The sequence below is a fragment of the Paraburkholderia fungorum genome, assembly GCF_902833645.1.
Classification (GTDB): Bacteria; Pseudomonadota; Gammaproteobacteria; order Burkholderiales; family Burkholderiaceae; genus Paraburkholderia; species Paraburkholderia fungorum.
On record NZ_CADFGE010000006.1, the window covers coordinates 170,500 to 193,588 of the forward strand.

Here is a 23,089-nt window from a genome sequence, read left to right on the forward strand (position 1 = left end):
TCTTCAGAGGGATAACCCTCTCAGGAGGTTTCCCAACTGGCGTAACCGTTTTGATGCTAGCAACGTATCGTAAAAGAACCATTACGCATCGATACAACGACACGCCAGGGCCGGTTGATCAACAGGGCTACGCGGGGGCAAACACCGCTTCGGGGAGAGAGGGTCATGGAACAGGCAAACAAGGATCGATCGCTGGTCAGCAAGGTCATGGACGGACTTGTGACCGGTATTGTCGAAGAGAAGTACGGCGCCATCCTGCCACCGCAGGATGTGCTGTCAAAGGAGTTCGACGTCAGCCGCACCGTCATGCGCGAGGCGCTGTCGATGCTGCTCGCGCGCGACATGCTGGACGTGCGGCCCAAGATCGGCACGCGCATCCGGCCGATGAGCGACTGGCGCATGATCGACGAGGACGTCGTGAACTGGCGTTTTCGCGCGAAGCCCGATCCGCTGTTTCTACGCGACGTGATCGAGTTTCGCATCCTGATCGAACCGCGCGCTTCGGCGCAGGCGGCCGCGCGCGGCAGTGCCGCCGACATCGCAGCAATTCGCGAGGCGTTCGAGGCGTTCCGCGCGATCCAGCCAGGCGAGTCCAGCTATCAGGCCGCCGATGAACTGTTCCACGCGCGCATCATGGTAGCGAGCGGCAATCAGTTCTTCAAACAGATGGCGGCGATCATTCGCGGCGCGCTCTCGACCGTCAATCCGATCGTCAGTCAGAAGGACGGTTTGTGGGAGACGGCGGTGAGCACGCATCAACGCGTGCTCGAAGCGATCGAGCGGCGCGATCCGAAGGAAGCGGAAATCGCCTCGCTGGCAATGATCGATTACGCCACGGAAGAACTCGGCAACAAGGTCGCCTCGGAACCGCCGGAGCGTGGCTGAGTGTAGCCAGGCATGGCTGGGCACGGCTGTTGCGGCAGCGGCTTCAGATCGTCGTTCGGGAACGCCGGCTTGATGAGCAGTGCGGCCGCATACCCGCGCATGCACGCGCGGCTTGCGTCACAATAGCGCCTGCTCTGAACCGCGCGGACTCGAAGGAACGATGACACTCGCCATGCAGGAAACCTCCCAGGGCGCCATGATTCGCTGGGGAATCGTTGGGACGGGCCGCATTGCCCGTCGCTTCGCTGTTGGACTCACCCACGTGCCGCAGGCGCAACTGACCGCGCTGTGGTCACGTCGCGCAGAACCCGCGCGGGCCTTCGCCGAAGAATTCGGCGGCGAAGTGTGCGCGAGTTTCGACGCACTGCTCGCAAGCGGTATCGACGCGCTCTATATCGCCACCGTCCAGGACAGTCACGCCGACTACGCGATTGCCGCGCTGCAAGCCGGCCTTCACGTGCTGTGCGAAAAACCCGCCACCATCAACAAGCCGCAACTCGAGCGCGTGCTCGAGGTCGCGCGTGCCGAAAAGCGGCTTTTCATGGAAGCCATGAAGCCGCCGTTTTATCCTCTCTACAGAACGCTGCGCGCGCATCTGGAGGCCGATCCCATCGGCGAGGTCGGCCTCGTGCGCGCCGGTTGTTCGGTATCGGGCGTGCCGGACGATCATCCGTCGATGTCGTTCGAGCATGCCGGCGGCGCGCTGCTCGATATCGGCGTGTACGAGATGTTTCTCGCGGTCGACTGGCTCGGTGCGCCGCGCGAGGTGCAAACGCTCGGGCGGCTCGGCTCGACCGGCGTCGATACGTTCGCGAGCCTGAACAGCCGGCACGAGCGTGGCATTGCCCAATTGTTTTGCGGACTCGATCTGCACGGCAAGGGCGACGCGTTGCTGATGGCCAAAGGCGGCCATGTCACGATTCACGAGCCCTGGTGGAATCCGGTGCGCGCCACGATCCGCTACGCCGATGGCCGCGTGATCGAACTCGATGAACCGTTCGAGGGCGGCGGTCTGAACTACGAGACCGCGCATTTCTGCGAGCTGATTCGAGCGGGACAGTTGGAGAGCCCGTTGATGCCGCACGCAAAGTCGCTGCAGATGATCGAAATGGCTGATGCGGCGCGCGCCGCGCTCGGGCTCAAGTTCGCGGGAGAGTGACGGCTGTCGCCGCGTTGCTTTTGGCGGCGATGGTACGATTTGCACGGACGCGGACTCGAATAAAAAGGGTCCGCACATCTACCGCTTTCGATCACCTTCCACTGGAGCCGCCGGCGATGCGCATGCTTGGAAAACTGTGGCGCGACAATAAAAGCCTTGTCGCCTTTCTGTTCCTGATGGTGCTATTCCGCAGCGCCGTGGCCGACTGGAACGTCGTGCCGAGTGGTTCGATGCTGCCGACCATCCGCGAAGGCGACCGGATCTTTGTCGACAAGATGGCCTACGATCTGCGCGTGCCGCTCACCCACATCACGATCGCGCATCTGCACGATCCGCAGCGCGGCGATATCGTCACGATCGATTCGTCTGCCGCGCATGAGTTGATCGTCAAGCGTCTGATCGGTTTGCCCGGCGACAGCGTCGCGATGCGCGACAACGTGCTGTACGTGAACGGCGTGCGCGCGGATTATCAGCCGTTGAAACTCAAACCCCTGCCGGGCGATGCGGCTTCGCGAGGCGACTATCTGACCGAGCGCTTCGACGGCGTTGTGCATACGGTACGGCTTGCGCCTGACGCGCCGAGTCCGCGTAGTTCGTTCGGGCCGGTGATCGTGCCGCAGGGCGAATATCTGATGCTCGGCGACAATCGCGACGACAGCGCCGACTCGCGCTACTTTGGCTTCTTTCCGCGCAAGGAACTGATGGGCCGCACGCGTCACGTCGCGTTTTCGCTCGACCCGGATCACTACTACAAACCGCGCTTCGAGCGTTTCGGCGCCCCGCTGGACGCGGCATCGCTCACGGCCAGCCGATAGGGTGGCAGGGGGGCGATTCAGTGGCTCAGTGATTCAGCGGCTCAGTGCCGCGACGGCAGCGCCAGGCGCTTTTCGTACCAGTGCTGCACCCATTCGAGCACCTGGCACAGCACCCAGTAGACCGCGGCTGCCGCGAGGTACAGCGGCAGCGGCTGATAGGTCGACGCGATGACCTCCTGCGCGCTGCGCAGCAATTCGGTCACGGTAATCACCGATACCAGCGAGGTGTCCTTGATCAGACTGATCAGGCTGTTCGACAAGCTCGGCACGGCGATGCGCAAGGCCTGCGGGGCGATCACGTAGCGCAGCGTCTGGCGTCGCGAGAGTCCGAGGCTATAGGCGGCTAGCCATTGGCCGCTGGGAATGCCGAGAATCGCACCGCGCATGCTCTCCGACAGATACGCCGCCACGTTCGCCGACAATGCGATCACGCCCGCAGGGGTGGGGTCGAGCGATATGCCGAGACTCGGCAAGCCGTAATAGATCACGAATATCTGCACCAGCAGCGGCGTGCCGCGGAACAGGCTGACATACACGCGCGCGATCCAGTTCAGCACGCGGTTGTGACTGATGCCCATCACCGCGAGCAAGGCGCCGGCCAAGAGGCCGAAGATCATCGACAGAACCGCGAACTTGACCGTCAGGATGGCGCCCTGTGCAAGCACGGGAAGCGATTGGACGAGCAGGGAAGTGGTGGACATGAGCGATTGCCTGGGTTGGCGCGCAAAGAAACAAAGGGCGGCATCGCCGACGATGCCGCCCTTCGCATTATCTGGCGTGCGTTACTTGATCGGCTTGCTGACGTCGACGCCGAACCATTTGTCCGAGATCTTCGAGAACGTGCCGTCTGCTTCGAGCTGGGCCATCGCGTCGTCGATCGCCTTGGCGAACTTCGGATTGCCCTTCCTGAACGGAATGCCCGACGGGTTGCCCGCACCGAGTGTGGCGCCGGTGCGCAGCGGCAACTGCGAGTTCTTCATCAGATACGCGAGCATCAGGCGGTCGTTCAGCGCCGCGTCCAGACGGCCGGCGGCCAGATCGCGCAGATATTCAGGCGCGCCCGGATACGTCTTCACGTCGATACCCGGCACCGATTTCGCCATGTCCATGTAGTTCGTGCCCAGACCGACGCCGAGCTTCTTGCCCTTCAGATCGTCGAGCGATTTGAACTGGCGCGTGTCGTCCTTACGCTGGATCAGTTGCGCGGCCGAGTACGTGTAAGCCGGCGAGAAATCGAGCACCTGCTTGCGGGCGTCGGTGATGCCGACCTGGTTGACGATCACGTCGAACTTGTTGGCCTGCAGACCGGCGATGATGCCGCTCCACTCGGTCGTGACGAATTCAGGCTTCACGCCGAGCCTGGCGGCGACCGCTTTGGCGATGTCGACGTCGTAGCCGACCAGTTCGCCCGACGGCGCTTTCGAATTGAACGGCGGGAAGGTGCCCTCCAGACCGATGCGCAGCGTGCCGCGCTGCTTGACCTGGTCGAGCAGGTCGTCCGCATGGGCGGTCACAGCCGTGAACGACGCGCCGATCAGGCCGGCAACGAGCATCTTCTTCAGCAAGCCAAATTTCATCGTGTTCCTTTCTGTACGTCTGATGTTTTAACAGACAAAAGCATAACAAAACAGACTATCGAAACCTAAATATCGTTTGTTTATGTCTATATGTTTTTAGCGCAGTGCCTGCGCGCACTCGGCTACCAGCGCCGGGCCGCGATAGATGAAGCCGGTATAGAGCTGGACCAGCGAAGCGCCCGCAGCCAGCTTGGCGCGCGCATCGTCGCCCGAGAAAATCCCGCCCACGCCGATGATCGGCACCGTGTCGCCGACTTCGGCGCGCAACTTGCGGATCACTTCGTTGGACGCGTCGAATACCGGCTTGCCCGACAGGCCGCCGGCTTCGTCGCCGTATTGCATGCCGGTGACGGCGGTGCGCGACAACGTGGTGTTGGTGGCGATCACGCCTTCGAACTTGTGGCGCAACAGCGTGTCGCCGATCGATTTGATCTGCTCGTCGTCGAGGTCCGGCGCGATCTTCAGCGCGAGCGGCACCAGCTTGCCGTGCATGTCGGCCAGACGCTGCTGCTTGTCCTTGAGCGCCGCGAGCAGTGCGTCGAGTTCGCCCGCGCCTTGCAACTGGCGCAGATTCTTCGTATTCGGCGACGAAATGTTGACCGTCACGTAGCTCGCGAACGGGTACACGCGTTCGAGGCAGTACAGATAGTCTTCGGCGGCGCGCTCGATCGGCGTGTCCGCGTTCTTGCCGATGTTCAGCCCCAGGATGCCGCGATAGCGCGCGGCCTGCACGTTCTTGACGAACTGGTCGACGCCGGCATTGTTGAAGCCCATCCGGTTGATCACGGCATTCGCCTGCGGCAGGCGGAACATGCGCGGGCGCGGATTGCCCGGCTGTGCGCGCGGCGTGACCGTGCCGACCTCGATGAAGCCGAAGCCGAGCGCCGCCAGACCGTCGATGCACGCGCCGTCCTTGTCGAGTCCCGCGGCGAGTCCGACCGGGTTCCTGAACGTCAGCCCCATCACGGTGCGCGGCGCATCCGGCACGCGTGGCGCGAGCGCCCCGGCAAGACCGGTGCGGCCGGCGGCGCCGAGAATGCGCAAAGTCAGGTGATGAGCGTCTTCCGCGTCCATGCGAAAGAGTTGGGCGCGTACGAGCGGGTAGAGGGAACTGAACACGGGACGAAGCCGGGAGGCCGGAAAATGGGAACCCGCCATTTTACCGGCTTTAAGGCATTAATGAGACCAATGGGTCGAGACGCTCGGGCGCGAACCTTTGGGACCGCTCGGCGGCCGTGACTACGGACGCAGCGGCCCGCGCCGGCCGTGAATCGCCAGATCGACCGGCGGCAGATCGATGCTGGCGGGATCGAGCACTTTCCACGCGCCGTCGATCAGGCCTTCGAGCGGCCGGAAATTCGCCTTGTACGCCATCTTCGGACTCTCGCGAATCCAGTAGCCGAGGTACACGTAGGGCAGCTTGAGGCTCTTCGCCTGTTCGATCTGCCAGTAGATGTTGTAGGTGCCGAAACTGGTGTGGGGCAGACCCGGTTCGAAAAACGTATAGACCGACGAGAGCCCGTCGCCCAGGATGTCGATCATGCTGATCATGCGCAGAATGCCCGGCGCGTCCGGATGATCCGGCAGAGGCTCGCGAAACTCGACCAGCCGCGAGTTGATCCGGCTCTGCAGCAGGAACTGTTCGTACTGGTCGCGACTGTCGCGGTCCATGCCGCCGCCGGCATGCCGTGCCGACTGATAGCGCATGTAAAGCGCATAGTGCTCTTCGTCGTAATGCAGCGGGGCCACCGTCGCGATCAGCTCGCCGTGTTTTTTCCAGACCCGGCGCTGGGTCCGGTTCGCCACATAACTGTCGACCGGCACGCGCACCGGCACGCAGGCGCGGCAGCCGTCGCAATATGGGCGGTAGGTGAACACGCCCGAGCGGCGAAAGCCCGCTTTGACGAGGTCGGTATAGACGTCGGAATTGATCAGATGGCTGGGGGTGGCGACTTGCGAGCGCGCGATGCGTCCATCCAGATAGCTGCAGGGATAGGGCGCCGTTGCATAAAATTGCAGCGCGGAAAGCGGCGAAAGAGGCAGCTCGTTGGGATGAGTCACGTTGGCAGCTCTCGAAGCGTCTCTGGTAGTGCAAACCCGGCGCCTTGCGGATGTCAACCCGCGGCTCGCGACCCGCGGCTCGGTAGGCGACGGATCCGGATTCGGCCTGATTCTTTCTACGCCGGCGGCGCGACGACATCGCGCAAGACGGTCTTGTCGAAGCGCCAGGGAATCGGCGGTGCATCGACAGACGCGCGAACATGCGCGATGAACGCTTTGCGCGCTATCTCGCGACCGCCAAGCGACGCCAGATGCGACGTGTTCTGCTGGCAGTCTATCATTTCTATTTCGTGACGGCGCAAGTGTCCGACGAGCGCGGCGAGCGCCATTTTCGATGCATCGGTAACCTCCGCGAACATCGATTCGCCAAAGAACATCCGGCCGAACGAGACCCCATACAAACCGCCCACGCGCCGGCCTTCGAACCAGGTTTCGATGCTGTGCGCATCGCCCACCCGATGCAGCGACGAATACGCCTCGATCACGTCGGCGGTGATCCAGGTGCCGCGCTGGCCGCGCCGCGGCGCCTGCGCGCAGGCGCGCATCACGGCGGCGAAATCATGGTCGACGCGGATTTCCCAGCTGTCCTCGCGCAGCACGCGTTTGAGCGTCTTGCGCAGCGACGGCGACACCTTGAATTCGGCGGGGCGCAGGATCATGCGCGGATCAGGACTCCACCACAAGACCGGCTGGCCGTCCGAGTACCACGGGAAGATGCCGCGCCGATAGGCGTCGATCAGCCGCGACGGCAGCAGGTCGCCGCTCGCGGCGAGCAGGCCGGGTGCGCCGCTTGCCGCGCCGAGCGCGCGCTCGACGGAAGGAAACGGATCGTCAGGTCCGAGCCAGGGAACCATGCGCGCCGCTCAACCTTCGCGCAGCGAGCGGAAAATGTCGCCCGTATGCAGGCCGAAGCTGCCGGTGGCACGGTCAGCGAAAAAAAAGCGCAAGGTCTGGCCGACGGTCGGGAAGGCGATCTCGTCCCACGGAATCTCGTGTTCCTCGAAGAGTTTCACTTCGAGGCTCTCCTCTCCGGCCTCGATGTCGAGGTCGAGCAGGCGCGCCATATAGAACAGGTGCACCTGATGCACGTGCGGCACGTTCAGCAGCGAAAACAGGTTCTGCACCTCGACGCGCGCGCCAGCTTCTTCCAGCGTTTCGCGCGAAGCGGCTTCGGCGGTGGTTTCGCCCATTTCCATGAAGCCTGCCGGCAGCGTCCAGTAGCCATAGCGCGGTTCGATCGCGCGACGGCACAGCAGCACTTTGTCGTCCCAGACCGGAACGGTGCCGACCACGTTGCGCGGATTCTGATAGTGCACCGTGCCGCAACTGCCGCATACGAAGCGCTCGCGGTTGTCGCCCGGCGGAATGCTCAGGCTGACGCCGTGGCCGCAGACAGAACAGAATTTCATAGGAAGGGGACGAGAAAGGGTGATGGGAGTTTATCACTGGGGCGCGCTTTGCCGGGAGCGGGGTATGGCGCGGCGCGCCGATGGGTTCGGGGCGGCACTATTTCGCCGTTCGGAGGCGTCCCGCCGGCGCGCGGGCCGGGCGCCACCGTTGCAAAAGCAAGTGGATCTGTTTGGAGTCCGGATCAATGAGGCGAAGTGCTCGCCCGGACGCTGGGAAGGAGAGGCTGAAAACAAAAAAGGCCTGCCGGTTGGGCAAGCCTTTGATGTTGTTTCGACGTTTCGAACCAGCTAAATACTGCTTGGTTGCGGGGGTAGGATTTGAACCTACGACCTTCGGGTTATGAGCCCGACGAGCTGCCAGACTGCTCCACCCCGCGTCCGTCGAAGAAAAGATTATAGAACAAAGCAGCAGCCCACGCAATAGCTATTTAAGAATCGGCTTCAATACGCGCCACGTCAGTTGTCAAGTGCGGCGTGGCGCTCGCTGGCGCGGCACGCTCTCACGTCGCCGCACGCATTGCCGGTGTCGCATACCAGAAGGCTCTCGAAAGGTGCTGCGCTAGAATCCAGGTTCTCCGCGCGGCGCCGCGATGTGGAGTGCAGGTGCAACGGCCCGCGTCTCACCTCTTATCTTGCTCTGAATGCCATGGATATCGCTCACGATCTACAGGTGATTGCCGCTCAGGAACACGCGCTGGTGTTCCCGCAATTCGACGCCGACCGCGCATGGCAGATCGGCGCGTTTCTGCACGAGCTTGCCAAGGCCCGCGGCATTGCCGCTGCCATCGACGTGCGCACGTTCGGCCAGCCGCTGTTCTTCAGCTTGCTCGACGGCGCAACGCCGGACAATGTCGACTGGGCGCGCCGCAAGGGCAACACCGTCGCGCATTTTCGGCGCAGTTCATACGCGATTGGTTTGAAGATGCAGCAGTCGGGCAGCACGCTCGCCGACAAGCACGCGTTGCCGGTCACGGACTATGCGTCCCATGGCGGCGCGTTTCCATTGACGGTAACCGGCGCCGGCGTGATCGGCTCGATCACGGTATCCGGTTTGCCGCAGCGTGCGGATCACGAACTGGTGGTGGAAGCGCTGTGCGCCCATCTCGGCCACGACTACAGCAAGCTCGCGCTTGCAAAGGCCTGAGGCGATGCGGATGCCCCCGTATGCATTGCTCGCCATTGCAATCGTCGCCGAAGTGGTTGCGACCTCTGCCATGCGGGCGTCGGAAGGTTTCTCGCGGCTGGTGCCCTCGGCGGTCGTGGTGATCGGTTACGGCATCGCGTTCTATTTCCTGTCGCTCACGCTGAAGAGTATCCCGGTGGGTATCGTCTACGCGGTGTGGGCCGGCGCCGGCATCGTGCTGATTACACTGGTTGCGCTCGTGCTGTACCGGCAAGTGCCGGACGTGCCGGCCATCATCGGACTTGGGCTGATCATCGCCGGGGTCGCCGTGTTGAACATCTTCTCGAAGATGCAGGCGCACTGAGCACCGCGCCGAGCACGCTCTGTGCGTTATTTGCAGCGCACGATCATCGAGCGGTTTTTCACGTTAGCCGAGACGACGTTCGTGATGCTGCCGCCCGCAGCGCCGCCTTCGTCGTTGTCTTTCGACACGATGTCGTAGCCGGTCGCGCCACATGCCTTGCCGGCCTGCACGTAGCAGGAGGCCCAACTGGATGCGGCGTCGGCGCCGCTGCAGTTCACCGCAAAACCGGTCTGACCGTTCGGCAGATTGATCAGCGAGGTGGTGTTTGACGATGCGCAGCCGCTCAGACCCGCGCCGAACAGCACAGCGGCGGGCAGGGCGGCAAACAGGGACGCGCTGCCGATCAGGGCAAGCGCGTTGCGGCCCGATCGGAGGCGGCCGGAGCGGCGCAGTTGCGTCATGAAATGCATCGTGATGTCTTCCTTTCAAATAGGTATCGAGGCTCGCCACACCCTGGACGTGCGCCCTTGTGCAGGGCTAAGGCGTTTCGATTGTGATGCCCGCCGCGCCAACCAGTTGGCGGCTTTCCGTGCCGCTTTCAGTTGCCGCGTCTTCCCAGATGCTAATGGCTTTCGGAATGTCAATGCCGTGGCTTTCGGCGTAAGCAAACCATCGGGTTGCCGCGTCCGGCTCAGGCAATTCGTGGTTCTGCAGAAAATATTTTCCCATATTGCGCTCGTTGACCTCGAAATGGCGTCACTGTGTGAGCACGGATCGTGCCGGTCAGCAAGTTCGACCGAGGCAGGCGGCACAAGTGCAATCAGCATAGCGATTCGCCTGCGGCACCGATCGGTTCCGCAGACGTAGCATCGGACAAAAAGCGGGAAGGGCGCTGGACCGTGGTCCAGCCGCGCGAGTACCATAACGGGCATGTCCGGGGAGGCGGACGGTATTCACTGTCGCAGCTTTTCCGCCGGATATTTCTGATGAGGCGACCATGGAAATTCAGTTTCCCGCGGATGCGCCTGCTTACCGCGACTCCAATCTGACCGTCGTGTTTCCCGCGCTCGTGGACGGCGAACCGGTGCCGTGCGCGATCTCGGTCGAGGCGCTCGAGGATCACTTCGGCGCGTACCCGGAGGATCTCGAAGGCTGGATGCGCGCGTTCGATGCCGGGCGTCCGCGCATCGAGGCAGTTGCGCGCGAGCATTTGCAGATCAGCAACGGCACGCCCGTGCTGCTCAGGAGCGGCCATTTTCCGCCTGGCAACGTGGCGGGCTGATCCGGTTTATTCGCTGCTGCGTGAACAACGGGCATCAATTTCCCGCGCTTGCGAAATCCGTTCACGGTCAGGCCGTTGTTGCGGAGTCGCGCTGCGTTTCCGCGCTCGCCGATGCCGCTATCCGCGCGGCATCGAAACAACGCCGGATACCTTCTTCGTACGAGGTTTTTTTGATCGGGCCGATCAGCTCCACCAAGGCGGTGTCGTCCAGCACAACCGACTCGGTCATCAGGTAATTCATCTCCACCAGTTCGCGCATCAGCGGATTGAAAAGACCGAGCAGGCGCAGCATGGTCTTGCCGGCGACCATCAGCTTCGGCTCGCGGCCGGCCAGCGCATAGGCCTGTCTCGCCACTTCACGCTGCGTGATCGTGCCCGTGCCGGCCAGATGCCACCAGCGGCCGTAGGCGTCGGCCGTGCGCGTGAGTGTTTCGACCACCGGTCCGATATCCGGCAGGTAAATGAATTCGTGCGGCACATCCACTGGTCCGATCATCTGTGCGCGCTTGCCCTGTGCCGCCGCTTCGAATACGCCATTGATCAGACTGCGTTCGATGCCCGGACCGTAGAAATCCGGCAGCCGCAGCACCAGTGTCGACAGGCGGCCCGACCCGCTGGCGCGGCCATGCGCCGCCAGCACCAGCTTCTCCTGCTCGAGCCGCATCTTGCCCTTGAACGTGTGGGGCTCACGCGGATGATCTTCGCTGATCGGATTGCCGCGCGCACGGCCGTACGGGTACACGGTACCGATCAGAATGAGGCGCTCGACACCCGCTGCCGTCACGCCGGCGAGCGTTTTTTCCATGAGCGGCGGATGCTCGGCGAACCGGTCGTAGGGCACGCCCACCAGGTAGATCACAGTCTGCAAACCGGCAGCAGCGGCGCTGATCGAAGCCGGCTCATCCGGATTCCACGTGACGATTTCCGCATGCGGGTCGTGACCGAAGGCCGCTTCGAGCGGGGCGCGCGAGCGGCCGACCACCCGGTAATCCCGGCCCGCCGCGCTAAGCGCGGCAGCGATGATTTGACCTGCCGCGCCGGCGGCACCGAATAAACCGACTTTTCCTATGGCTTGCATGGCGGCTCCTGAAAGTGGCGCCTTATCGCGCCAGGATGGTGCTGACTGATTGATGAGAATTTAATGAACACTGTTCAGTAAACGGTGTTCAGTTTAATTTGACTTTTCAGTTTGTCAACCTGAAAATGTTCGTCATGGGAATCGCCGAACGAAAAAACCGTCAGAAACAGGCGCTGCGCGAGCGCATCCTCGACGCAGCACGGCGCATCGTGATGCGCGAAGGCTTTGCCGCGCTGTCCATGCGCAAGATTGCCGACGCCATCGAGTATTCGCCTGCCACGCTGTACCTTCACTTCGCAAGCCGCGATGAGATCGCACGGGCGTTGTGCGCGGAAGGCTATGCGCAATTGCTGGAGACCTTCGTGCCGCTGGCGCGGATTGCCGATCCGACCGCGCGGTTGAAGGCGATCGGGCGGGCTTATGTGGCCTTCGGTGTTGCGCATCCGGAAACCTATCGTCTGATCTTCATGGAAGACCCAAGCTACACGGGCGCGGCGCTGGGCGGCGCGGCCGCTGTGCTGGCCGGTGCTCCGGTGGCTGGGGCCGCGCAGGCGGGTGTGTCAGGCGAGACCGTGGAGGGCGCGGCGGCAGAAACACCGGCCGTGGCTTCTGCTCTGCCCGGCAACGCGGCCGGGGCGAGTGTCGAGCCTGCAAAAGCAGACGAGCCAGACGACCCGGATGCTGCGGCCTTGTACGTGATGATCTCCGCGATCGAAGAACTGAAAGCGGCGGGGCGCTTGCCCGCATCGATGGAGGTGGGGGTGTGGGCGGAGGCGTTCTGGGCGACCCTGCACGGCATCGTCGCGCTCAACCTGACATGTCCCGTGTTTCCGACTGCGCCGCTGGATACCGTGGTGGGTATCGCGCTCGATGCCTGGCTCGGAACGCAGCAGGCCGGGCAGCCGCAAGGCGCTACGAGCGCTGCCCGCCCGCGTAAAAAGAAGTCTGCTGAAGCGCCGTCTGAATCGGCCGTGGAGGCCGCCGGCAACGCCGGGACCCAGCCCGCCGCCAGGCCTAAAGCCGCGAGGGCGTGATAACGTTCAGTTCCGGTTCATTTCGCGCCATCGCGCCTAGCTCTCCATGTCCATTTCCACCTCGCCCGCCGTCAGCGACGAAGTCGCGACTTACGTAGCCAACCGCATCGGTTTCATCGAACTGGAAAGGCCGAAGGCGCTCAATGCGCTGTCCACCGGCATGATCCGCGCGATGCACGCGGCGCTCGATCAGTGGCGCGAAGATCCCGACGTGCTGGCCGTGGTGGTGCGCAGCGCGCATCCACGCGCGTTCTGCGCGGGCGGCGATATCCGCTTCCTGTACGAGTCGGCGCAGCGCGGCGAGCAGGACGCGCGCGACACCTTTTTCATCGAGGAATACCGGCTCAATCACGCGATCTTCACCTACCCGAAGCCGTACATTGCGTTGATGAACGGCGTCGTGATGGGCGGTGGCATGGGGATTTCGCAGGGTGCGCATCGTACCGGCGGCCTGCGTGTCGTGACGGACTCGACGAAGATGGCGATGCCCGAGACCCGCATCGGACTCTTTCCCGATGTCGGCGCCAGCTGGTTTCTGGCGCGCACGCCGGGTGCGCTTGGCCGTTATCTGGCGGTCACCGGCGAGACGATCGGCGCGGCCGATGCACTCTACGCAGGCCTCGCCGACGCCTATATCAAAGACGCGGCCTTGCCCGCGCTAGTCGATACGCTGCGTACTGAACTGTTCGAACGCGGCGCGGACGTGGTGGCGTGCATCGAACGCGAGACCGCCGCGCATCAGGTCGTGCCAAAGCCCGATGCCGCGCCGCTCGCGAGCACACGCGGCTTGATCGACCGGCATTTCGCGTTGCCCGATGTAGCGCAGATTCTCGCTTCGCTGGAGCGGGCGCGCGAGCAGGGCGGCGAGGCCGCCGATTGGGCCGAGCAGACGATCGCGGTGTTGCGCGAACGTTCGCCGTTGTCGATGGCGGTGTCGCTGGAAGTGGTGACGCGTGCCGAGGGTTCGATGGCGGACGTGTTGCGCGGCGATCTCGATCTGACGCGCACGAGCTTCGCGCAGGGCGACACGATCGAGGGGATTCGCGCGCGCATTATCGACAAGGACAACGCGCCGCGCTGGCGTTTCGCGCGCATTGAAGACGTGAACGCCGCCGAGGTGGCGAAGATGTTCGAAAGCCCGTGGCCGGCCAACGAGCACCCGTTGCGCGATCTACGGTCCTGAGCAGAAACCGGCAGGCTCAGTCCTCGTCTTCGCTCGCCATGAAGGCGCGCATGAACACCAGCGCGCCCCAGCCCCACATCGCGTTTGCCGCGAACCCCACCGCGAGACGCGGGAGCATGTTGCCGCTCGGCCAGATGCCGCGCAGCGGATCGACCACGAACACGCTCGCCGCGGTTAGGGCAATGCCGCCAAATACGAAGGCCGGCACCCATGGCGCGCGCCGCTCAGGCGCCACGCGCAACAGCCAGGCCATCAGCACCGCCCAGAAAGCGCTCCAGATCGCGTTCGCGATGAACTCGGGCAGCCCCAGCGGCAGGAACGGCGCGGTCGAAAAACCGGTCGGATCGATCAGTCCGGCCGCGTGCAACAGCGCCAGGGTCGACTCATGAAAAAACAGGGACGCCAGAAAGCCGGCGACGAACGGCAAGATGAGTTTTTGCATGCATTGCACCGCGAGAGCTCAGGCGGCGTGGTTCGCACGGCCTGCAGCGGATTATTGGAAATGTGGCGCCATTATATAGAGGGGCAAGCCGCTTCCAGCGTGGGTAAGGTGCAACATCCGTATGCTTTAGCGTCGGGCTAATCACGAAAGTGGAAAACCTAAGCTCAAAAAAATCGTTCAAAAGCCGGGTTCCGATCCATAGACTGTTTCTCCATACAGACGGCGTTTGCCGCCGTCGCCTGTTTAATCGAGCGCATCACGCGCACGTTTGGTCGAGGGAAGCCGTCGCGATGTCCTGCCTGATGCCGATCTTCAATTGCCCCATGGCGCACGCGCGTTCGTGGCTGTGCTGTCGGAACTAATCCGCGCCTCACTGCAGTATTTCCGTCCTTTCTAGCGTTCGCCTTTCCGGGTCTCGTGCCGGAGGGATGCGCGCGGCTAGCGGCGCGCGGCCAGCGGCGCGCTTTCGCCCGACGCAGCGTCGCTCGTCGTTGCACACGTCTTCATTCAATCCAGTTTCGAACTAGCAGGAGCAGCAAATGAATGTGTTCTGGTTCATTCCGACTCACGGCGACAGCCGCTATCTCGGTACGTCCCAAGGCGCACGCGCAGCCGATTACGACTACTTCCAGCAGATCGCCGTCGCCGCCGATACGCTCGGCTACGAGGGCGTGCTGCTGCCGACCGGCCGCTCGTGCGAAGACGCGTGGGTCGTCGCGTCGAGCCTGATTGCCGCGACCAAACGGCTGAAGTTTCTGGTGGCAATCCGGCCGGGTATTTCGTCGCCGGGTCTGGCGGCGCGCATGGCCGCGACTTTCGACCGGCTGTCGAACGGGCGTCTGCTGATCAACGTCGTGACCGGTGGAGATTCGGCTGAACTTGAAGGCGACGGCGTATTCGTCGATCACGACACGCGCTATGAAATCACCGACGAATTCCTGCATATCTGGCGCAAGCTGCTGAGCGCCTCGCACACCAACGACGCGATCGACTTCGAGGGCAAGCATCTGACCTCGAAGGGCGGCAAGGCGCTGTATCCGCCGGTGCAGAACCCGCATCCGCCGCTGTGGTTCGGCGGGTCGTCGGCGGCGGCGCACGATATCGCGGGCGATCACATCGACACGTATCTGACGTGGGGCGAGCCCCCTGCGGCTGTTGCGAAGAAGATCGCGGACATTCGCGCCCGTGCCGAAGCACGTGGCCGCACGATCAAGTTCGGCATTCGCCTGCATGTCATCGTGCGCGAGACCGAGGAAGAAGCGTGGGCGGCCGCCGACAAGCTGATCAGCAAGCTCGACGACGAAACCATTTCGCGTGCCCAGGCTTCCTTCTCGAAGATGGATTCCGAAGGACAGCGCCGCATGGCCGCCTTGCACGGCGGCAAGCGCGGCGGCCGCGCCGAACTCGAGGTGTATCCGCATCTGTGGGCGGGCGTCGGGCTGGTGCGCGGCGGCGCGGGAACGGCGCTGGTCGGCAATCCCGAGCAGGTGGCGGCACTCATGAACGAATACGCGGCGCTCGGCATCGACACGTTCATCCTGTCCGGCTATCCGCATCTCGAAGAATCGTACCGCTTTGCCGAACTGGTGTTCCCGTTGCTGCCGGGCCGGCAGATCAAGACCGCGGGCGGTCCGTTGTCCGGGCCGTTCGGCGAGATCGTCGGCAACAACTATCTGCCGAAAGCGGCGAGTTCGAGCTGAGCGCATCGTCCGGTTCGGCACGAACAACCTAATGGTCAGGCAGTGAGGAAATCATCATGGCTCAATCCACTTTGAGCGCGGGACAAGGCGCTGACTCCGGCGCGCGTGCGGGCGCGAGTCTCGCCGTCTTGCGCCGCATCGGTGCGCATCTTGCGCCGTGGCTCGCGCCGCTCGCGATTCTGCTGGCATGGGAATTCGCCGCCCGCAGCGGCATTCTCTCGACCCGCGTGCTGCCCGAACCGCTCGCGGTCGTGAAGGCCGCGTGGTCGCTGATCCAGTCCGGCGAAATGTGGGCGGATGTGAAGGTCAGCACGTGGCGCGCGGTGTCGGGCTTTGCGATCGGCGGCGGCATCGGACTCGTGCTCGGCCTTGCAACGGGTCTGTTCAAACCCGCTGAAATCGCGCTCGATTCGACCGTGCAGATGGTCCGCAACATTCCCGCGCTCGCGATGATCCCGCTCGTGATTTTGTGGTTCGGTATCGAGGAAGAGGCGAAGGTGTTTCTCGTCGCGTTGGGCGTGTTTTTTCCGATCTACGTGAACACCTTCCACGGCATCCGCTCGGTCGATGCCAATCTGATCGAAATGGCACGCAGTTACGGCGTGAAGGGTTTCGCACTTTACCGGCACGTCGTGCTGCCCGGTGCGTTGCCGTCGATTCTGGTCGGCGTGCGGTTCGCGTTCGGGCTGATGTGGGTCACGCTGATCGTTGCCGAAACCATTTCCGCGCAGTCGGGCATCGGCTACATGACGATGAATGCCCGCGAATTCCTGCAAACCGATGTGGTGGTGGTCGGCATCCTGCTGTACGCGGGGCTCGGCAAACTCGCCGACGTGCTGGCCAAGAGTCTCGAGCGCGTGTCGCTGCGTTGGCACCCGGCTTATCAACGAGGAGCGAAATCATGAGCGCAACGACATTGTCGGCGTCGTTCGGCGGCATCGCGGGCAGCGATCTCGAAGCCGAACTGGCGCAACCGCGCACCGCCGATCACGATGCGGATGAGGCCGCGGGTTTCGATCGGGCGGAACCCTCGCACGATCGTCAACGCGACCAGCGCGTGAGTGTTCTGCCTGCAGCGACGGGAGCCACGGTGCGCAATGACGCACGCCGCGCCGCCGACTATTCGGTCGAGTTGCGCGGTGTCGGCAAGCAGTACGGCGAGCGCAAGGTGTTGGCCGATTTTGATCTGTCGATCGAGCGCGGCAGCTTTGTTGCCATCGTCGGCCGTAGCGGCTGCGGGAAGTCGACCTTGCTGCGCCTCGTCGCGGGTCTGGAAAAGGCCACTTCGGGTGTGCTCGAGAAACGCACCGAAGATGGCCGGCCGCTCGACACGCGCATTATGTTTCAGGACGCGCGCCTCCTGCCCTGGAAGAGCGTGCTACAGAACGTGATGCTTGGCCTCGGCCGCAGTGCGCGTGAGGACGCGCGGGCCGTGCTCGCCGAAGTCGGTTTGCTGGAACGCGCCAACGACTGGCCCGCGCAGCTCTCCGGCGGTCAGCGTCAGCGGGTGGCGCTGGCGCGTGCGCTGGTGCATCGGCCGCAATTGCTGCTGCTCGACGAACCGCTCGGCGCGCTCGACGCGTTGACGCGCATCGAAATGCACGCGCTGATCGAACGGCTGTGGCGTGAGCATCGATTTACCGCGCTGCTGGTGACGCACGACGTGCATGAAGCCGTCGCGCTAGGCGACCGGATTCTGCTGATCGAAGAAGGGCGCATCGCGCTCGATCAGCCGGTGCCGCTGGCGCGCCCGCGGGCACGTGCATCGGCCGGGTTCGCCGCGCTGGAAGAACATGTGTTGCAACGCGTACTGAAGACGGCGCCGAATGACGACGCGCTGTCCCAGCGTACTTATGACGCACGTGACGAGGGCCGCCTCACGCGGCCGACAGACGTCCGCTGGGCCGTCTGATATCCCCTGACTGACTGTTTTCAATCGCTTTTCTGGAGTCGCTCGATATGACCATTTCCGCAATCAACGTACGCAATCAGTTCAAAGGCAAGGTCAAGGAAATCATCCGCGGGCCGGTCGTGTCCGAGGTCGATGTGGACACGCCGTTCGGTATCGTCACTTCGGTGATCACCACGCGTTCGGTCGACGAACTCGACCTGAAGGTCGGCTCGGAAGTGGTCGCGCTGGTGAAGTCCACGGAGGTGTCGATCGCGCGTCTTTAAGCACGCCTGGCTTAGTCAGACGGTCCGCACCGTCAGCCGTGCCGGCGCTATTTCGCGTTGGCGGCGCTGGCGGGCGGCTCGTGCATCATCTTGTCGTTGGTCGGTTTGCGCGGACGCTTGATCGGCATATTGTCCGGATTGCTCGCACCGCCTGAGCCTGAGCCCGCTTCCGGCGGCTTGACCATCGATGCCGGGCCGTTTTGCGGCATGGCCTGCGTCTTTTGTGCCGGGCCTGGCGTTTGGGCAAATGCTGCCGGGCCGCCCATGCTGAACGCCGCAAGCGCGACGCACGCCGTGAGCGCTGTCATTCTGCTTCGCTCCATCTCGTCCTCCTTTCCGTTACCGCTTGCCGGGTTTGCTATCGCCACGTTTCGTGGGATAGACCCACTTGCGCGCGCAAAATTCGCGAGCTGCACAAGCTTTGGATGTCGGTGGCCTGAGACGCACCTGCGTCCGGCCGCGAAACTTGCTACGATAAATTCAGCATCACGACGGAGACGGCCATGTCGAAGTCATTAAGTCCGGAAGCGGTCGAAGCTTTGCGGCGCCTGAACGAGGTCGGTGTCGGACAGCCCGTGCCGAAGTTCGCGCAGTCCATCGCGGCGGAATTGCTGTCGAACGGCCTTGCCGCCGAGGCGGGCAGCGGCGACGTCGAGATCACCGTTAGCGGCCGGCAGTATCTTTCTGGCGATTGCGACTAATCGTCAGATGAAGATTTGTCGGTCCCTGGTTCGAGCCGTAGCGACGGCCCGGCGGGCGCGCATGGCCGTGCGCATTTCACCCTGACCCGGAACACCTCAAGGAGGCGATCATGGAGCCGAAAGGCCTCGACATGGGCGACTACCAGGAGCGCTATCAGGACTACGAGATCGAAGTCGCGGTCGAGCAGGTGCTGACCGGCGTCAAGGCGCATTTTCGGGTGTTGCGCAATGACGCGGTGGTGGTCGACTGGCGGCTCGTCCACATCGACACCCTGTGGCCCACGGAGCATGCCGCGGCAGAGGCCGGCTTCAGGGCGGCGCGCGAAACGATCGATGCCGGTCTTAGCGGATAACCGTAGGCGCCGGAACCGGCAAGCCCATTCGATTAAGCTGACGGTTCCGTATCGACCTGTTGGGGACCGCAATGCATTTCGCGCGCGCTATTCCGATCATCCGTATTTTCTCTGAAGAGAAAGCCAGAGAGTTTTACGTAGACTTTCTTGGCTTTACCATCGACTGGGAACACCGCTTCGAGGCGAATACTCCGCTCTATGCGCAAGTGCGCCGTTCCGATCTGATTTTGCACCTGAGCGAGCATTACGGCGATGCGACGCCGGGCTCGACGATTTACGTGCCGATGCAGGGCATCGACGCGTTGCATGCCGAACTTCAGCGCAAAGACTATAAGTACGGAAAACCGGGCGTTGAAGAGGAGCCGTGGGGGAAAGTGCTCGAGACGATCGATCCGTTCGGTAACCGGATCCGGTTTTGCGAATCGCCGGAAGAGGAAAAGCGCGAGGTGTGATGACGGTGGCGCTGGGGCTCGGTGGATGGGCTCGGTGACGTGAGTGCGGCCGCCGTGTAAACGGGACTGGGCGCCGGCATGCATTGCTGCATGCGCGGCGCCCAGTTCGGCTGCCGTCTTGTGAACGGCAACCTTCAACAGCGACAGATTAGTGGCCGAAGAAAACCGATTGCGGGCCCGACGAAGCCGGTGCACGCGTACCCGATTGCGACGACACGGTGTTCACGCCACCGTATGCGCTCGATTCGGCGCTAGCGCGTTCAGCTGCGACGGTTTGCGCGTTCTGGCCTTGTTGCGAAGCCGGTGCGCCGACAGCCGGACGATAGAACGGTGCCGGGCCGTAGCCGCTAGCGAATGCGGGAGCAGCGATCGAGGCAGAAACAGCAACCAGCAGGGCGGCGATGAGCTTGGTCTTCATGGTGTGACTCCGATAAGTTTCGATTTCATTTCAGGAAGGCGTCGCAGGAGCCGGTAGGGGTGTGTCTGCAACGTCGATGGAAGGCAGTGTATACCCCTACTATTGAAAATTTGTACCGATAATCTGAAATTACTATTCTTGGTACTGAAATAATCTGTCAGGCCTATATCTGACGGGCGTCAGCGGTGGTCCGACCCCGGTAGTCAAGCGGTTTTTGCGGTCAAAGACCGGATTGGCTGGGTGGGTTATTGGCCGTTTCTCTGGTGCACGCTGACGATCAGCCTCGCCCCACGCATGTGGGCAGACCGCATTGCGCGGTAAACCGCGACGCAAAAACAAAAACGGCGTTGTGATTTCTCACAACGCCGCTTGATCAAACTTTTTGCTGCTTGAATTCTTTGGGGTGGCTGATGGGGCTCGAACCCACGACAACAGGAATCACAATCCTGGACTCTACCAACTGAGCTACAGCCACCACTGACATCTGCTTGACTTGCTAAGCAACTCACTTAACTGCTGAGAAACTTGGCTCGTCGATGAAGAAACGAGATTATACGAACAAGAATTCCGTTTGCCTAGTCCTTTATTCAAAAATTTCGACCGGCTCACGCAGATGCTGTCTTGCCTCGTCGAAGATGCTCAGATCGCGCTCGGCCAGGCGTTTGCTATCCGACAACACGCGACGCCATCCACGTGCACCGGCTTCCCCGCGGTAGAGACCGAGCGCATGACGCGTGATTGCACCGAGGTACGTGCCGCGCGCCATTTCAGCCGCGCAATATTCGATCAGCTTCGCCTCGACCTGCTCGCGCGTGAGCGGCGCATCCGTTGCGCCATAGAAGCGCGCATCGACGTCGGCCAGCACATAAGGGTTGTGATAGGCCTCGCGCCCAAGCATCACACCGTCGACGTGCTGAAGATGCGTCTCCACTTCATCGAGCGTCTTGATGCCGCCATTGATGATGATCTCCAGATGCGGAAAATCGCGCTTCAACTGATACGCGTAGTCGTATTTGAGCGGCGGAATTTCGCGGTTCTCTTTCGGGCTCAGGCCCTTGAGGATCGCATTACGCGCGTGCACGACGAACACGTTGCAACCGGCGTCCGCGACCGTGCCGACGAAGTCGCGCACAAAGTCATATTCTTCGACCGCATCCACGCCGATCCGGTGCTTGACCGTCACCGGTATTGAGACGGCGTCGCGCATGGCTTTCACGCAATCGGCAACGAGTTGCGGCTCGTTCATCAGGCAAGCGCCGAACGCACCGCGCTGCACGCGCTCGGACGGGCAGCCGCAATTCAGATTGATCTCGTCATAGCCCCATTGCTCGCCCAGCCTCGCTGAACGCGCGAGATCGTCCGGTTCGCTGCCGCCGAGCTGCAACGCAACCGGCGCTTCTTCGGGCGTAAACGCCAGATGGCGCGGCACGTCGCCGTGCAGCAACGCGCCGGTGGTGACCATCTCGGTGTAGAGCCACGTATGGCGCGATATCACGCGATGCAGCGAGCGGCAGTGGCGATCGGTCCAGTCCATCATCGGCGCGACGGAAACCCGTCGGGACGGTGTTTCGGGGCTCCTGCCTTGTGTGGCGCGGGTTAGCGGGCCATCTGAGTTTGTTGGTGAGTGTTGCTGAATGCTCATAAATGCTACTGAATTCGGGGTCAGTGCTACACTGTAGCCCTCATTTTCCACCGTGTAGCACTGAGGAAACCATGGGCACAATAACAGCCAGAAAACGCAAGGATAGCACCGTCGGCTATACCGCTCAGATACGCCTAAAGAAAGACGGCGTCGTGGTCTACACAGAGGCGAAGACATTTGACCGGAGACCCGCCGCAGCCGCCTGGCTGACGAGGCGCGAAAAGGAGTTGGCCGAGCCGGGCACCCTTGAAAGCGCAATGAAAGAAGACCCGGCGCTCAAGGATGCAATCGATCGTTACAAACGCGAGTCCAAGCGCGACATTGGTCGGACGAAAAAGCAGGTGCTGCGCGCAATCGAAGATTCGGCCCTCGGCTCGCTGAAGTGCAGCGAGGTCACAAGTCAGGCAATTGTTAGCTTCGCGCAGGGGCTCGGCGTGCAGCCGCAGACCGTCGGCAACTACGTGAGCCACCTTGCAGCCGTCTTCGCCGTCGCACGGCCAGCGTGGGGCTATCCGTTGGACGATAGGCAGATAGAGGACGCTCGGGCCGTCCTGAAGAAGCTAGGGCAGAGTGGAAGATCGAACAAGCGCAGCCGCCGTCCGACCATAGATGAGGTCGATCGGATTCTCGCCTACTACACGGACATGGAAGCGCGCGAGCGTGCGGCAATACCGATGCGCGAGATTATCGTCTTCGCGCTGTTCTCCACGCGCCGGCAAGAGGAAATCTGCCGTATCACATGGGAAGATTACGAAGGCGACCGCGTTCTGGTGCGGGATATGAAGCACCCCGGGCAGAAGATCGGGAACGATACCTGGGTGGATTTGCCGCCAGAGGCGCGGCGAGTGGTGGACGCGATGAAGCGCGGGTCGGGCGCGATCTTCCCGTACAACCATCGGAGCGTGAGCGGGAGTTTCACGAAGGCGTGCAAGTTCCTCACGATTCCGGACCTTCACTTTCACGATCTTCGCCATGAGGGGACTAGCCGACTATTTGAGCTTGGCTTGAACATCCCGCACGTTGCCGCAGTGACAGGGCATCGCTCCTGGAGCAGTCTTCAGAGGTACGCACATATTCGGCAGTCGGGAGACAAGTGGGCAAATTGGAAGTGGCTTGAAGTACTGGCACCCGTAACGGAGACCAACGATGAAAAGACCGAAGTGGAGCCGTCCGTACTGGCTCATTGATCATTCACCGCTTCGCCGGGGCTGGCGTCTGCGTGCGCTGATTGCTTACATCGACGCGTCGTACGCCAGGGATATCCGGCGCGCTGAGCACGCGAGGGCAAATAAGGAT

The 23,089-nt window shown here is 62.7% G+C and carries 29 protein-coding genes and 2 tRNA genes; 16 read left to right on the plus strand and 15 right to left on the minus strand.

Annotation, left to right across the window (positions count from 1 at the left end; genetic code table 11):
* Positions 1-165 precede the first annotated feature (165 nt).
* The 3 genes from HWX91_RS19965 to lepB all read left to right on the plus strand — a co-directional run bounded on the left by HWX91_RS19965 (position 166) and on the right by lepB (position 2,859).
* Positions 166-885: a FadR/GntR family transcriptional regulator gene (locus HWX91_RS19965; RefSeq protein WP_028198158.1), complete on the plus strand. Its 720-nt coding sequence runs from the start codon at positions 166-168 to the stop codon at positions 883-885.
* 160 nt (positions 886-1,045) lie between these two features.
* Positions 1,046-2,044: a Gfo/Idh/MocA family protein gene (locus tag HWX91_RS19970; protein WP_042275788.1), complete on the plus strand. Its 999-nt coding sequence runs from the start codon at positions 1,046-1,048 to the stop codon at positions 2,042-2,044.
* 116 nt (positions 2,045-2,160) lie between these two features.
* Positions 2,161-2,859: a signal peptidase I gene (lepB, locus tag HWX91_RS19975; RefSeq protein ID WP_028198160.1), complete on the plus strand. Its 699-nt coding sequence runs from the start codon at positions 2,161-2,163 to the stop codon at positions 2,857-2,859.
* A 41-nt stretch (positions 2,860-2,900) separates the two neighbouring features.
* On the opposite strand, the gene HWX91_RS19980 is transcribed toward lepB, so the two are convergent.
* The 7 genes from HWX91_RS19980 to HWX91_RS20010 all read right to left on the minus strand — a co-directional run bounded on the left by HWX91_RS19980 (position 2,901) and on the right by HWX91_RS20010 (position 8,283).
* The gene (locus HWX91_RS19980; RefSeq protein ID WP_028198161.1) at positions 2,901-3,560 is read right to left on the minus strand and encodes an amino acid ABC transporter permease; all 660 of its coding nucleotides are present in this window, start codon (positions 3,558-3,560) and stop codon (positions 2,901-2,903) included.
* An 81-nt stretch (positions 3,561-3,641) separates the two neighbouring features.
* A complete protein-coding gene (locus tag HWX91_RS19985) occupies positions 3,642-4,436 on the minus strand; it encodes a cystine ABC transporter substrate-binding protein (RefSeq protein WP_028198162.1) in 795 nt (264 codons plus the stop codon).
* 96 nt (positions 4,437-4,532) lie between these two features.
* Positions 4,533-5,594, minus strand: coding sequence for a quinone-dependent dihydroorotate dehydrogenase (locus HWX91_RS19990; RefSeq protein WP_081833168.1), 1,062 nt, complete (start codon positions 5,592-5,594; stop codon positions 4,533-4,535).
* A gap of 81 nt (positions 5,595-5,675) precedes the next feature.
* A complete protein-coding gene (locus tag HWX91_RS19995; protein ID WP_028198164.1) occupies positions 5,676-6,497 on the minus strand; it encodes an arginyltransferase in 822 nt (273 codons plus the stop codon).
* A gap of 116 nt (positions 6,498-6,613) precedes the next feature.
* Positions 6,614-7,351: a leucyl/phenylalanyl-tRNA--protein transferase gene (gene aat / locus HWX91_RS20000; RefSeq protein WP_028198165.1), complete on the minus strand. Its 738-nt coding sequence runs from the start codon at positions 7,349-7,351 to the stop codon at positions 6,614-6,616.
* A gap of 9 nt (positions 7,352-7,360) precedes the next feature.
* Positions 7,361-7,906, minus strand: coding sequence for an NUDIX hydrolase (locus HWX91_RS20005; protein ID WP_028198166.1), 546 nt, complete (start codon positions 7,904-7,906; stop codon positions 7,361-7,363).
* Between the two features lie 300 nt (positions 7,907-8,206).
* Positions 8,207-8,283 (minus strand) — tRNA-Met (locus HWX91_RS20010).
* A gap of 269 nt (positions 8,284-8,552) precedes the next feature.
* On the opposite strand from HWX91_RS20010, the gene HWX91_RS20015 reads away from it, so the two are divergent.
* Both HWX91_RS20015 and HWX91_RS20020 read left to right on the plus strand, forming a co-directional pair.
* Positions 8,553-9,050: a heme-degrading domain-containing protein gene (locus HWX91_RS20015; protein WP_028198167.1), complete on the plus strand. Its 498-nt coding sequence runs from the start codon at positions 8,553-8,555 to the stop codon at positions 9,048-9,050.
* Positions 9,051-9,060: 10 nt separating this feature from the next.
* Positions 9,061-9,393 (plus strand): DMT family transporter, encoded by a 333-nt coding sequence (locus tag HWX91_RS20020; RefSeq protein WP_063607691.1) that lies wholly within the window; start codon positions 9,061-9,063, stop codon positions 9,391-9,393.
* A 26-nt stretch (positions 9,394-9,419) separates the two neighbouring features.
* Here the strand turns inward: HWX91_RS20020 and HWX91_RS20025 are convergent, their stop codons facing one another.
* Together HWX91_RS20025 and HWX91_RS20030 are read right to left on the minus strand one after the other, a co-directional pair.
* Positions 9,420-9,803, minus strand: coding sequence for a hypothetical protein (locus tag HWX91_RS20025; RefSeq protein ID WP_028198169.1), 384 nt, complete (start codon positions 9,801-9,803; stop codon positions 9,420-9,422).
* A gap of 67 nt (positions 9,804-9,870) precedes the next feature.
* On the minus strand, positions 9,871-10,062 hold the full coding sequence (locus HWX91_RS20030) for a hypothetical protein (RefSeq protein ID WP_028198170.1): 192 nt from the start codon (positions 10,060-10,062) through the stop codon (positions 9,871-9,873).
* A gap of 268 nt (positions 10,063-10,330) precedes the next feature.
* Between HWX91_RS20030 and HWX91_RS20035 the strand changes: the two genes are divergently transcribed.
* Entirely contained in the window at positions 10,331-10,615 is a 285-nt protein-coding gene (locus tag HWX91_RS20035; RefSeq protein WP_028198171.1) for a DUF1488 family protein, read from the plus strand.
* Positions 10,616-10,682: 67 nt separating this feature from the next.
* Here HWX91_RS20035 and HWX91_RS20040 read toward each other — a convergent pair whose 3' ends face one another.
* A complete protein-coding gene (locus HWX91_RS20040) occupies positions 10,683-11,693 on the minus strand; it encodes an NAD-dependent epimerase/dehydratase family protein (protein ID WP_028198172.1) in 1,011 nt (336 codons plus the stop codon).
* A gap of 134 nt (positions 11,694-11,827) precedes the next feature.
* Here HWX91_RS20040 and HWX91_RS20045 point away from each other — a divergent pair, with 134 nt between their 5' ends.
* Positions 11,828-12,727, plus strand: a complete 900-nt coding sequence (locus HWX91_RS20045; RefSeq protein ID WP_028198173.1) for a TetR/AcrR family transcriptional regulator — start codon at positions 11,828-11,830, stop codon at positions 12,725-12,727.
* 46 nt (positions 12,728-12,773) lie between these two features.
* Positions 12,774-13,910, plus strand: a complete 1,137-nt coding sequence (locus tag HWX91_RS20050; RefSeq protein ID WP_028198174.1) for an enoyl-CoA hydratase/isomerase family protein — start codon at positions 12,774-12,776, stop codon at positions 13,908-13,910.
* Between the two features lie 16 nt (positions 13,911-13,926).
* Here the strand turns inward: HWX91_RS20050 and HWX91_RS20055 are convergent, their stop codons facing one another.
* Positions 13,927-14,352 (minus strand): hypothetical protein, encoded by a 426-nt coding sequence (locus HWX91_RS20055; RefSeq protein ID WP_028198175.1) that lies wholly within the window; start codon positions 14,350-14,352, stop codon positions 13,927-13,929.
* A gap of 539 nt (positions 14,353-14,891) precedes the next feature.
* On the opposite strand from HWX91_RS20055, the gene ssuD reads away from it, so the two are divergent.
* Genes ssuD through HWX91_RS20075 form a run of 4 tightly spaced genes read left to right on the plus strand, consistent with a single transcriptional unit; the run spans position 14,892 to position 18,227 of the window.
* The gene (ssuD, locus tag HWX91_RS20060) at positions 14,892-16,052 is read left to right on the plus strand and encodes an FMNH2-dependent alkanesulfonate monooxygenase (RefSeq protein WP_028198176.1); all 1,161 of its coding nucleotides are present in this window, start codon (positions 14,892-14,894) and stop codon (positions 16,050-16,052) included.
* A gap of 56 nt (positions 16,053-16,108) precedes the next feature.
* A complete protein-coding gene (gene ssuC, locus HWX91_RS20065) occupies positions 16,109-16,957 on the plus strand; it encodes an aliphatic sulfonate ABC transporter permease SsuC (RefSeq protein WP_028198177.1) in 849 nt (282 codons plus the stop codon).
* Positions 16,954-17,964, plus strand: a complete 1,011-nt coding sequence (locus tag HWX91_RS20070) for an ATP-binding cassette domain-containing protein (protein WP_028198178.1) — start codon at positions 16,954-16,956, stop codon at positions 17,962-17,964. Before ssuC ends, HWX91_RS20070 begins: the two co-directional genes overlap by 4 nt.
* A 47-nt stretch (positions 17,965-18,011) precedes the next feature.
* Entirely contained in the window at positions 18,012-18,227 is a 216-nt protein-coding gene (locus HWX91_RS20075) for a TOBE domain-containing protein (protein WP_028198179.1), read from the plus strand.
* A gap of 47 nt (positions 18,228-18,274) precedes the next feature.
* Here the strand turns inward: HWX91_RS20075 and HWX91_RS20080 are convergent, their stop codons facing one another.
* Positions 18,275-18,550, minus strand: coding sequence for a hypothetical protein (locus HWX91_RS20080; RefSeq protein ID WP_028198180.1), 276 nt, complete (start codon positions 18,548-18,550; stop codon positions 18,275-18,277).
* A gap of 180 nt (positions 18,551-18,730) precedes the next feature.
* On the opposite strand from HWX91_RS20080, the gene HWX91_RS20085 reads away from it, so the two are divergent.
* From HWX91_RS20085 to HWX91_RS20095, 3 genes are all read left to right on the plus strand, one after another.
* Entirely contained in the window at positions 18,731-18,928 is a 198-nt protein-coding gene (locus HWX91_RS20085) for a hypothetical protein (RefSeq protein ID WP_028198181.1), read from the plus strand.
* Positions 18,929-19,038: 110 nt separating this feature from the next.
* Complete coding sequence (locus HWX91_RS20090; protein WP_028198182.1) at positions 19,039-19,281, plus strand: DUF6566 family protein; 243 nt, start codon at positions 19,039-19,041, stop codon at positions 19,279-19,281.
* A 71-nt stretch (positions 19,282-19,352) separates the two neighbouring features.
* Positions 19,353-19,733, plus strand: a complete 381-nt coding sequence (locus tag HWX91_RS20095; protein WP_028198183.1) for a glyoxalase superfamily protein — start codon at positions 19,353-19,355, stop codon at positions 19,731-19,733.
* 148 nt (positions 19,734-19,881) lie between these two features.
* Here the strand turns inward: HWX91_RS20095 and HWX91_RS20100 are convergent, their stop codons facing one another.
* The 3 genes from HWX91_RS20100 to dusA all read right to left on the minus strand — a co-directional run bounded on the left by HWX91_RS20100 (position 19,882) and on the right by dusA (position 21,793).
* Positions 19,882-20,151, minus strand: coding sequence for a hypothetical protein (locus HWX91_RS20100; protein WP_028198184.1), 270 nt, complete (start codon positions 20,149-20,151; stop codon positions 19,882-19,884).
* 399 nt (positions 20,152-20,550) lie between these two features.
* Positions 20,551-20,626 (minus strand) — tRNA-His (locus tag HWX91_RS20105).
* A 108-nt stretch (positions 20,627-20,734) separates the two neighbouring features.
* The gene (gene dusA / locus HWX91_RS20110) at positions 20,735-21,793 is read right to left on the minus strand and encodes a tRNA dihydrouridine(20/20a) synthase DusA (protein WP_081833169.1); all 1,059 of its coding nucleotides are present in this window, start codon (positions 21,791-21,793) and stop codon (positions 20,735-20,737) included.
* Between the two features lie 71 nt (positions 21,794-21,864).
* Between dusA and HWX91_RS20115 the strand changes: the two genes are divergently transcribed.
* Positions 21,865-22,980: a site-specific integrase gene (locus HWX91_RS20115; RefSeq protein WP_042275791.1), complete on the plus strand. Its 1,116-nt coding sequence runs from the start codon at positions 21,865-21,867 to the stop codon at positions 22,978-22,980.
* Positions 22,981-23,089 lie beyond the last annotated feature (109 nt).

Coding starts and splice junctions, on each gene's coding strand:
- HWX91_RS19965 (WP_028198158.1), top strand. CDS start 166: ATGGAACAGGCAAACAAGGATCGATCGCTGGTCAGCAAGGTCATGGAC.
- HWX91_RS19970 (WP_042275788.1), top strand. CDS start 1,046: ATGACACTCGCCATGCAGGAAACCTCCCAGGGCGCCATGATTCGCTGG.
- lepB (WP_028198160.1), top strand. CDS start 2,161: ATGCGCATGCTTGGAAAACTGTGGCGCGACAATAAAAGCCTTGTCGCC.
- HWX91_RS19980 (WP_028198161.1), bottom strand. CDS start 3,560: ATGTCCACCACTTCCCTGCTCGTCCAATCGCTTCCCGTGCTTGCACAG.
- HWX91_RS19985 (WP_028198162.1), bottom strand. CDS start 4,436: ATGAAATTTGGCTTGCTGAAGAAGATGCTCGTTGCCGGCCTGATCGGC.
- HWX91_RS19990 (WP_081833168.1), bottom strand. CDS start 5,594: ATGGCGGGTTCCCATTTTCCGGCCTCCCGGCTTCGTCCCGTGTTCAGT.
- aat (WP_028198165.1), bottom strand. CDS start 7,351: ATGGTTCCCTGGCTCGGACCTGACGATCCGTTTCCTTCCGTCGAGCGC.
- HWX91_RS20005 (WP_028198166.1), bottom strand. CDS start 7,906: ATGAAATTCTGTTCTGTCTGCGGCCACGGCGTCAGCCTGAGCATTCCG.
- HWX91_RS20015 (WP_028198167.1), top strand. CDS start 8,553: ATGGATATCGCTCACGATCTACAGGTGATTGCCGCTCAGGAACACGCG.
- HWX91_RS20020 (WP_063607691.1), top strand. CDS start 9,061: ATGCCCCCGTATGCATTGCTCGCCATTGCAATCGTCGCCGAAGTGGTT.
- HWX91_RS20025 (WP_028198169.1), bottom strand. CDS start 9,803: ATGCATTTCATGACGCAACTGCGCCGCTCCGGCCGCCTCCGATCGGGC.
- HWX91_RS20030 (WP_028198170.1), bottom strand. CDS start 10,062: ATGGGAAAATATTTTCTGCAGAACCACGAATTGCCTGAGCCGGACGCG.
- HWX91_RS20035 (WP_028198171.1), top strand. CDS start 10,331: ATGGAAATTCAGTTTCCCGCGGATGCGCCTGCTTACCGCGACTCCAAT.
- HWX91_RS20040 (WP_028198172.1), bottom strand. CDS start 11,693: ATGCAAGCCATAGGAAAAGTCGGTTTATTCGGTGCCGCCGGCGCGGCA.
- HWX91_RS20045 (WP_028198173.1), top strand. CDS start 11,828: ATGGGAATCGCCGAACGAAAAAACCGTCAGAAACAGGCGCTGCGCGAG.
- HWX91_RS20050 (WP_028198174.1), top strand. CDS start 12,774: ATGTCCATTTCCACCTCGCCCGCCGTCAGCGACGAAGTCGCGACTTAC.
- HWX91_RS20055 (WP_028198175.1), bottom strand. CDS start 14,352: ATGCAAAAACTCATCTTGCCGTTCGTCGCCGGCTTTCTGGCGTCCCTG.
- ssuD (WP_028198176.1), top strand. CDS start 14,892: ATGAATGTGTTCTGGTTCATTCCGACTCACGGCGACAGCCGCTATCTC.
- ssuC (WP_028198177.1), top strand. CDS start 16,109: ATGGCTCAATCCACTTTGAGCGCGGGACAAGGCGCTGACTCCGGCGCG.
- HWX91_RS20070 (WP_028198178.1), top strand. CDS start 16,954: ATGAGCGCAACGACATTGTCGGCGTCGTTCGGCGGCATCGCGGGCAGC.
- HWX91_RS20075 (WP_028198179.1), top strand. CDS start 18,012: ATGACCATTTCCGCAATCAACGTACGCAATCAGTTCAAAGGCAAGGTC.
- HWX91_RS20080 (WP_028198180.1), bottom strand. CDS start 18,550: ATGGAGCGAAGCAGAATGACAGCGCTCACGGCGTGCGTCGCGCTTGCG.
- HWX91_RS20085 (WP_028198181.1), top strand. CDS start 18,731: ATGTCGAAGTCATTAAGTCCGGAAGCGGTCGAAGCTTTGCGGCGCCTG.
- HWX91_RS20090 (WP_028198182.1), top strand. CDS start 19,039: ATGGAGCCGAAAGGCCTCGACATGGGCGACTACCAGGAGCGCTATCAG.
- HWX91_RS20095 (WP_028198183.1), top strand. CDS start 19,353: ATGCATTTCGCGCGCGCTATTCCGATCATCCGTATTTTCTCTGAAGAG.
- HWX91_RS20100 (WP_028198184.1), bottom strand. CDS start 20,151: ATGAAGACCAAGCTCATCGCCGCCCTGCTGGTTGCTGTTTCTGCCTCG.
- dusA (WP_081833169.1), bottom strand. CDS start 21,793: ATGAGCATTCAGCAACACTCACCAACAAACTCAGATGGCCCGCTAACC.
- HWX91_RS20115 (WP_042275791.1), top strand. CDS start 21,865: ATGGGCACAATAACAGCCAGAAAACGCAAGGATAGCACCGTCGGCTAT.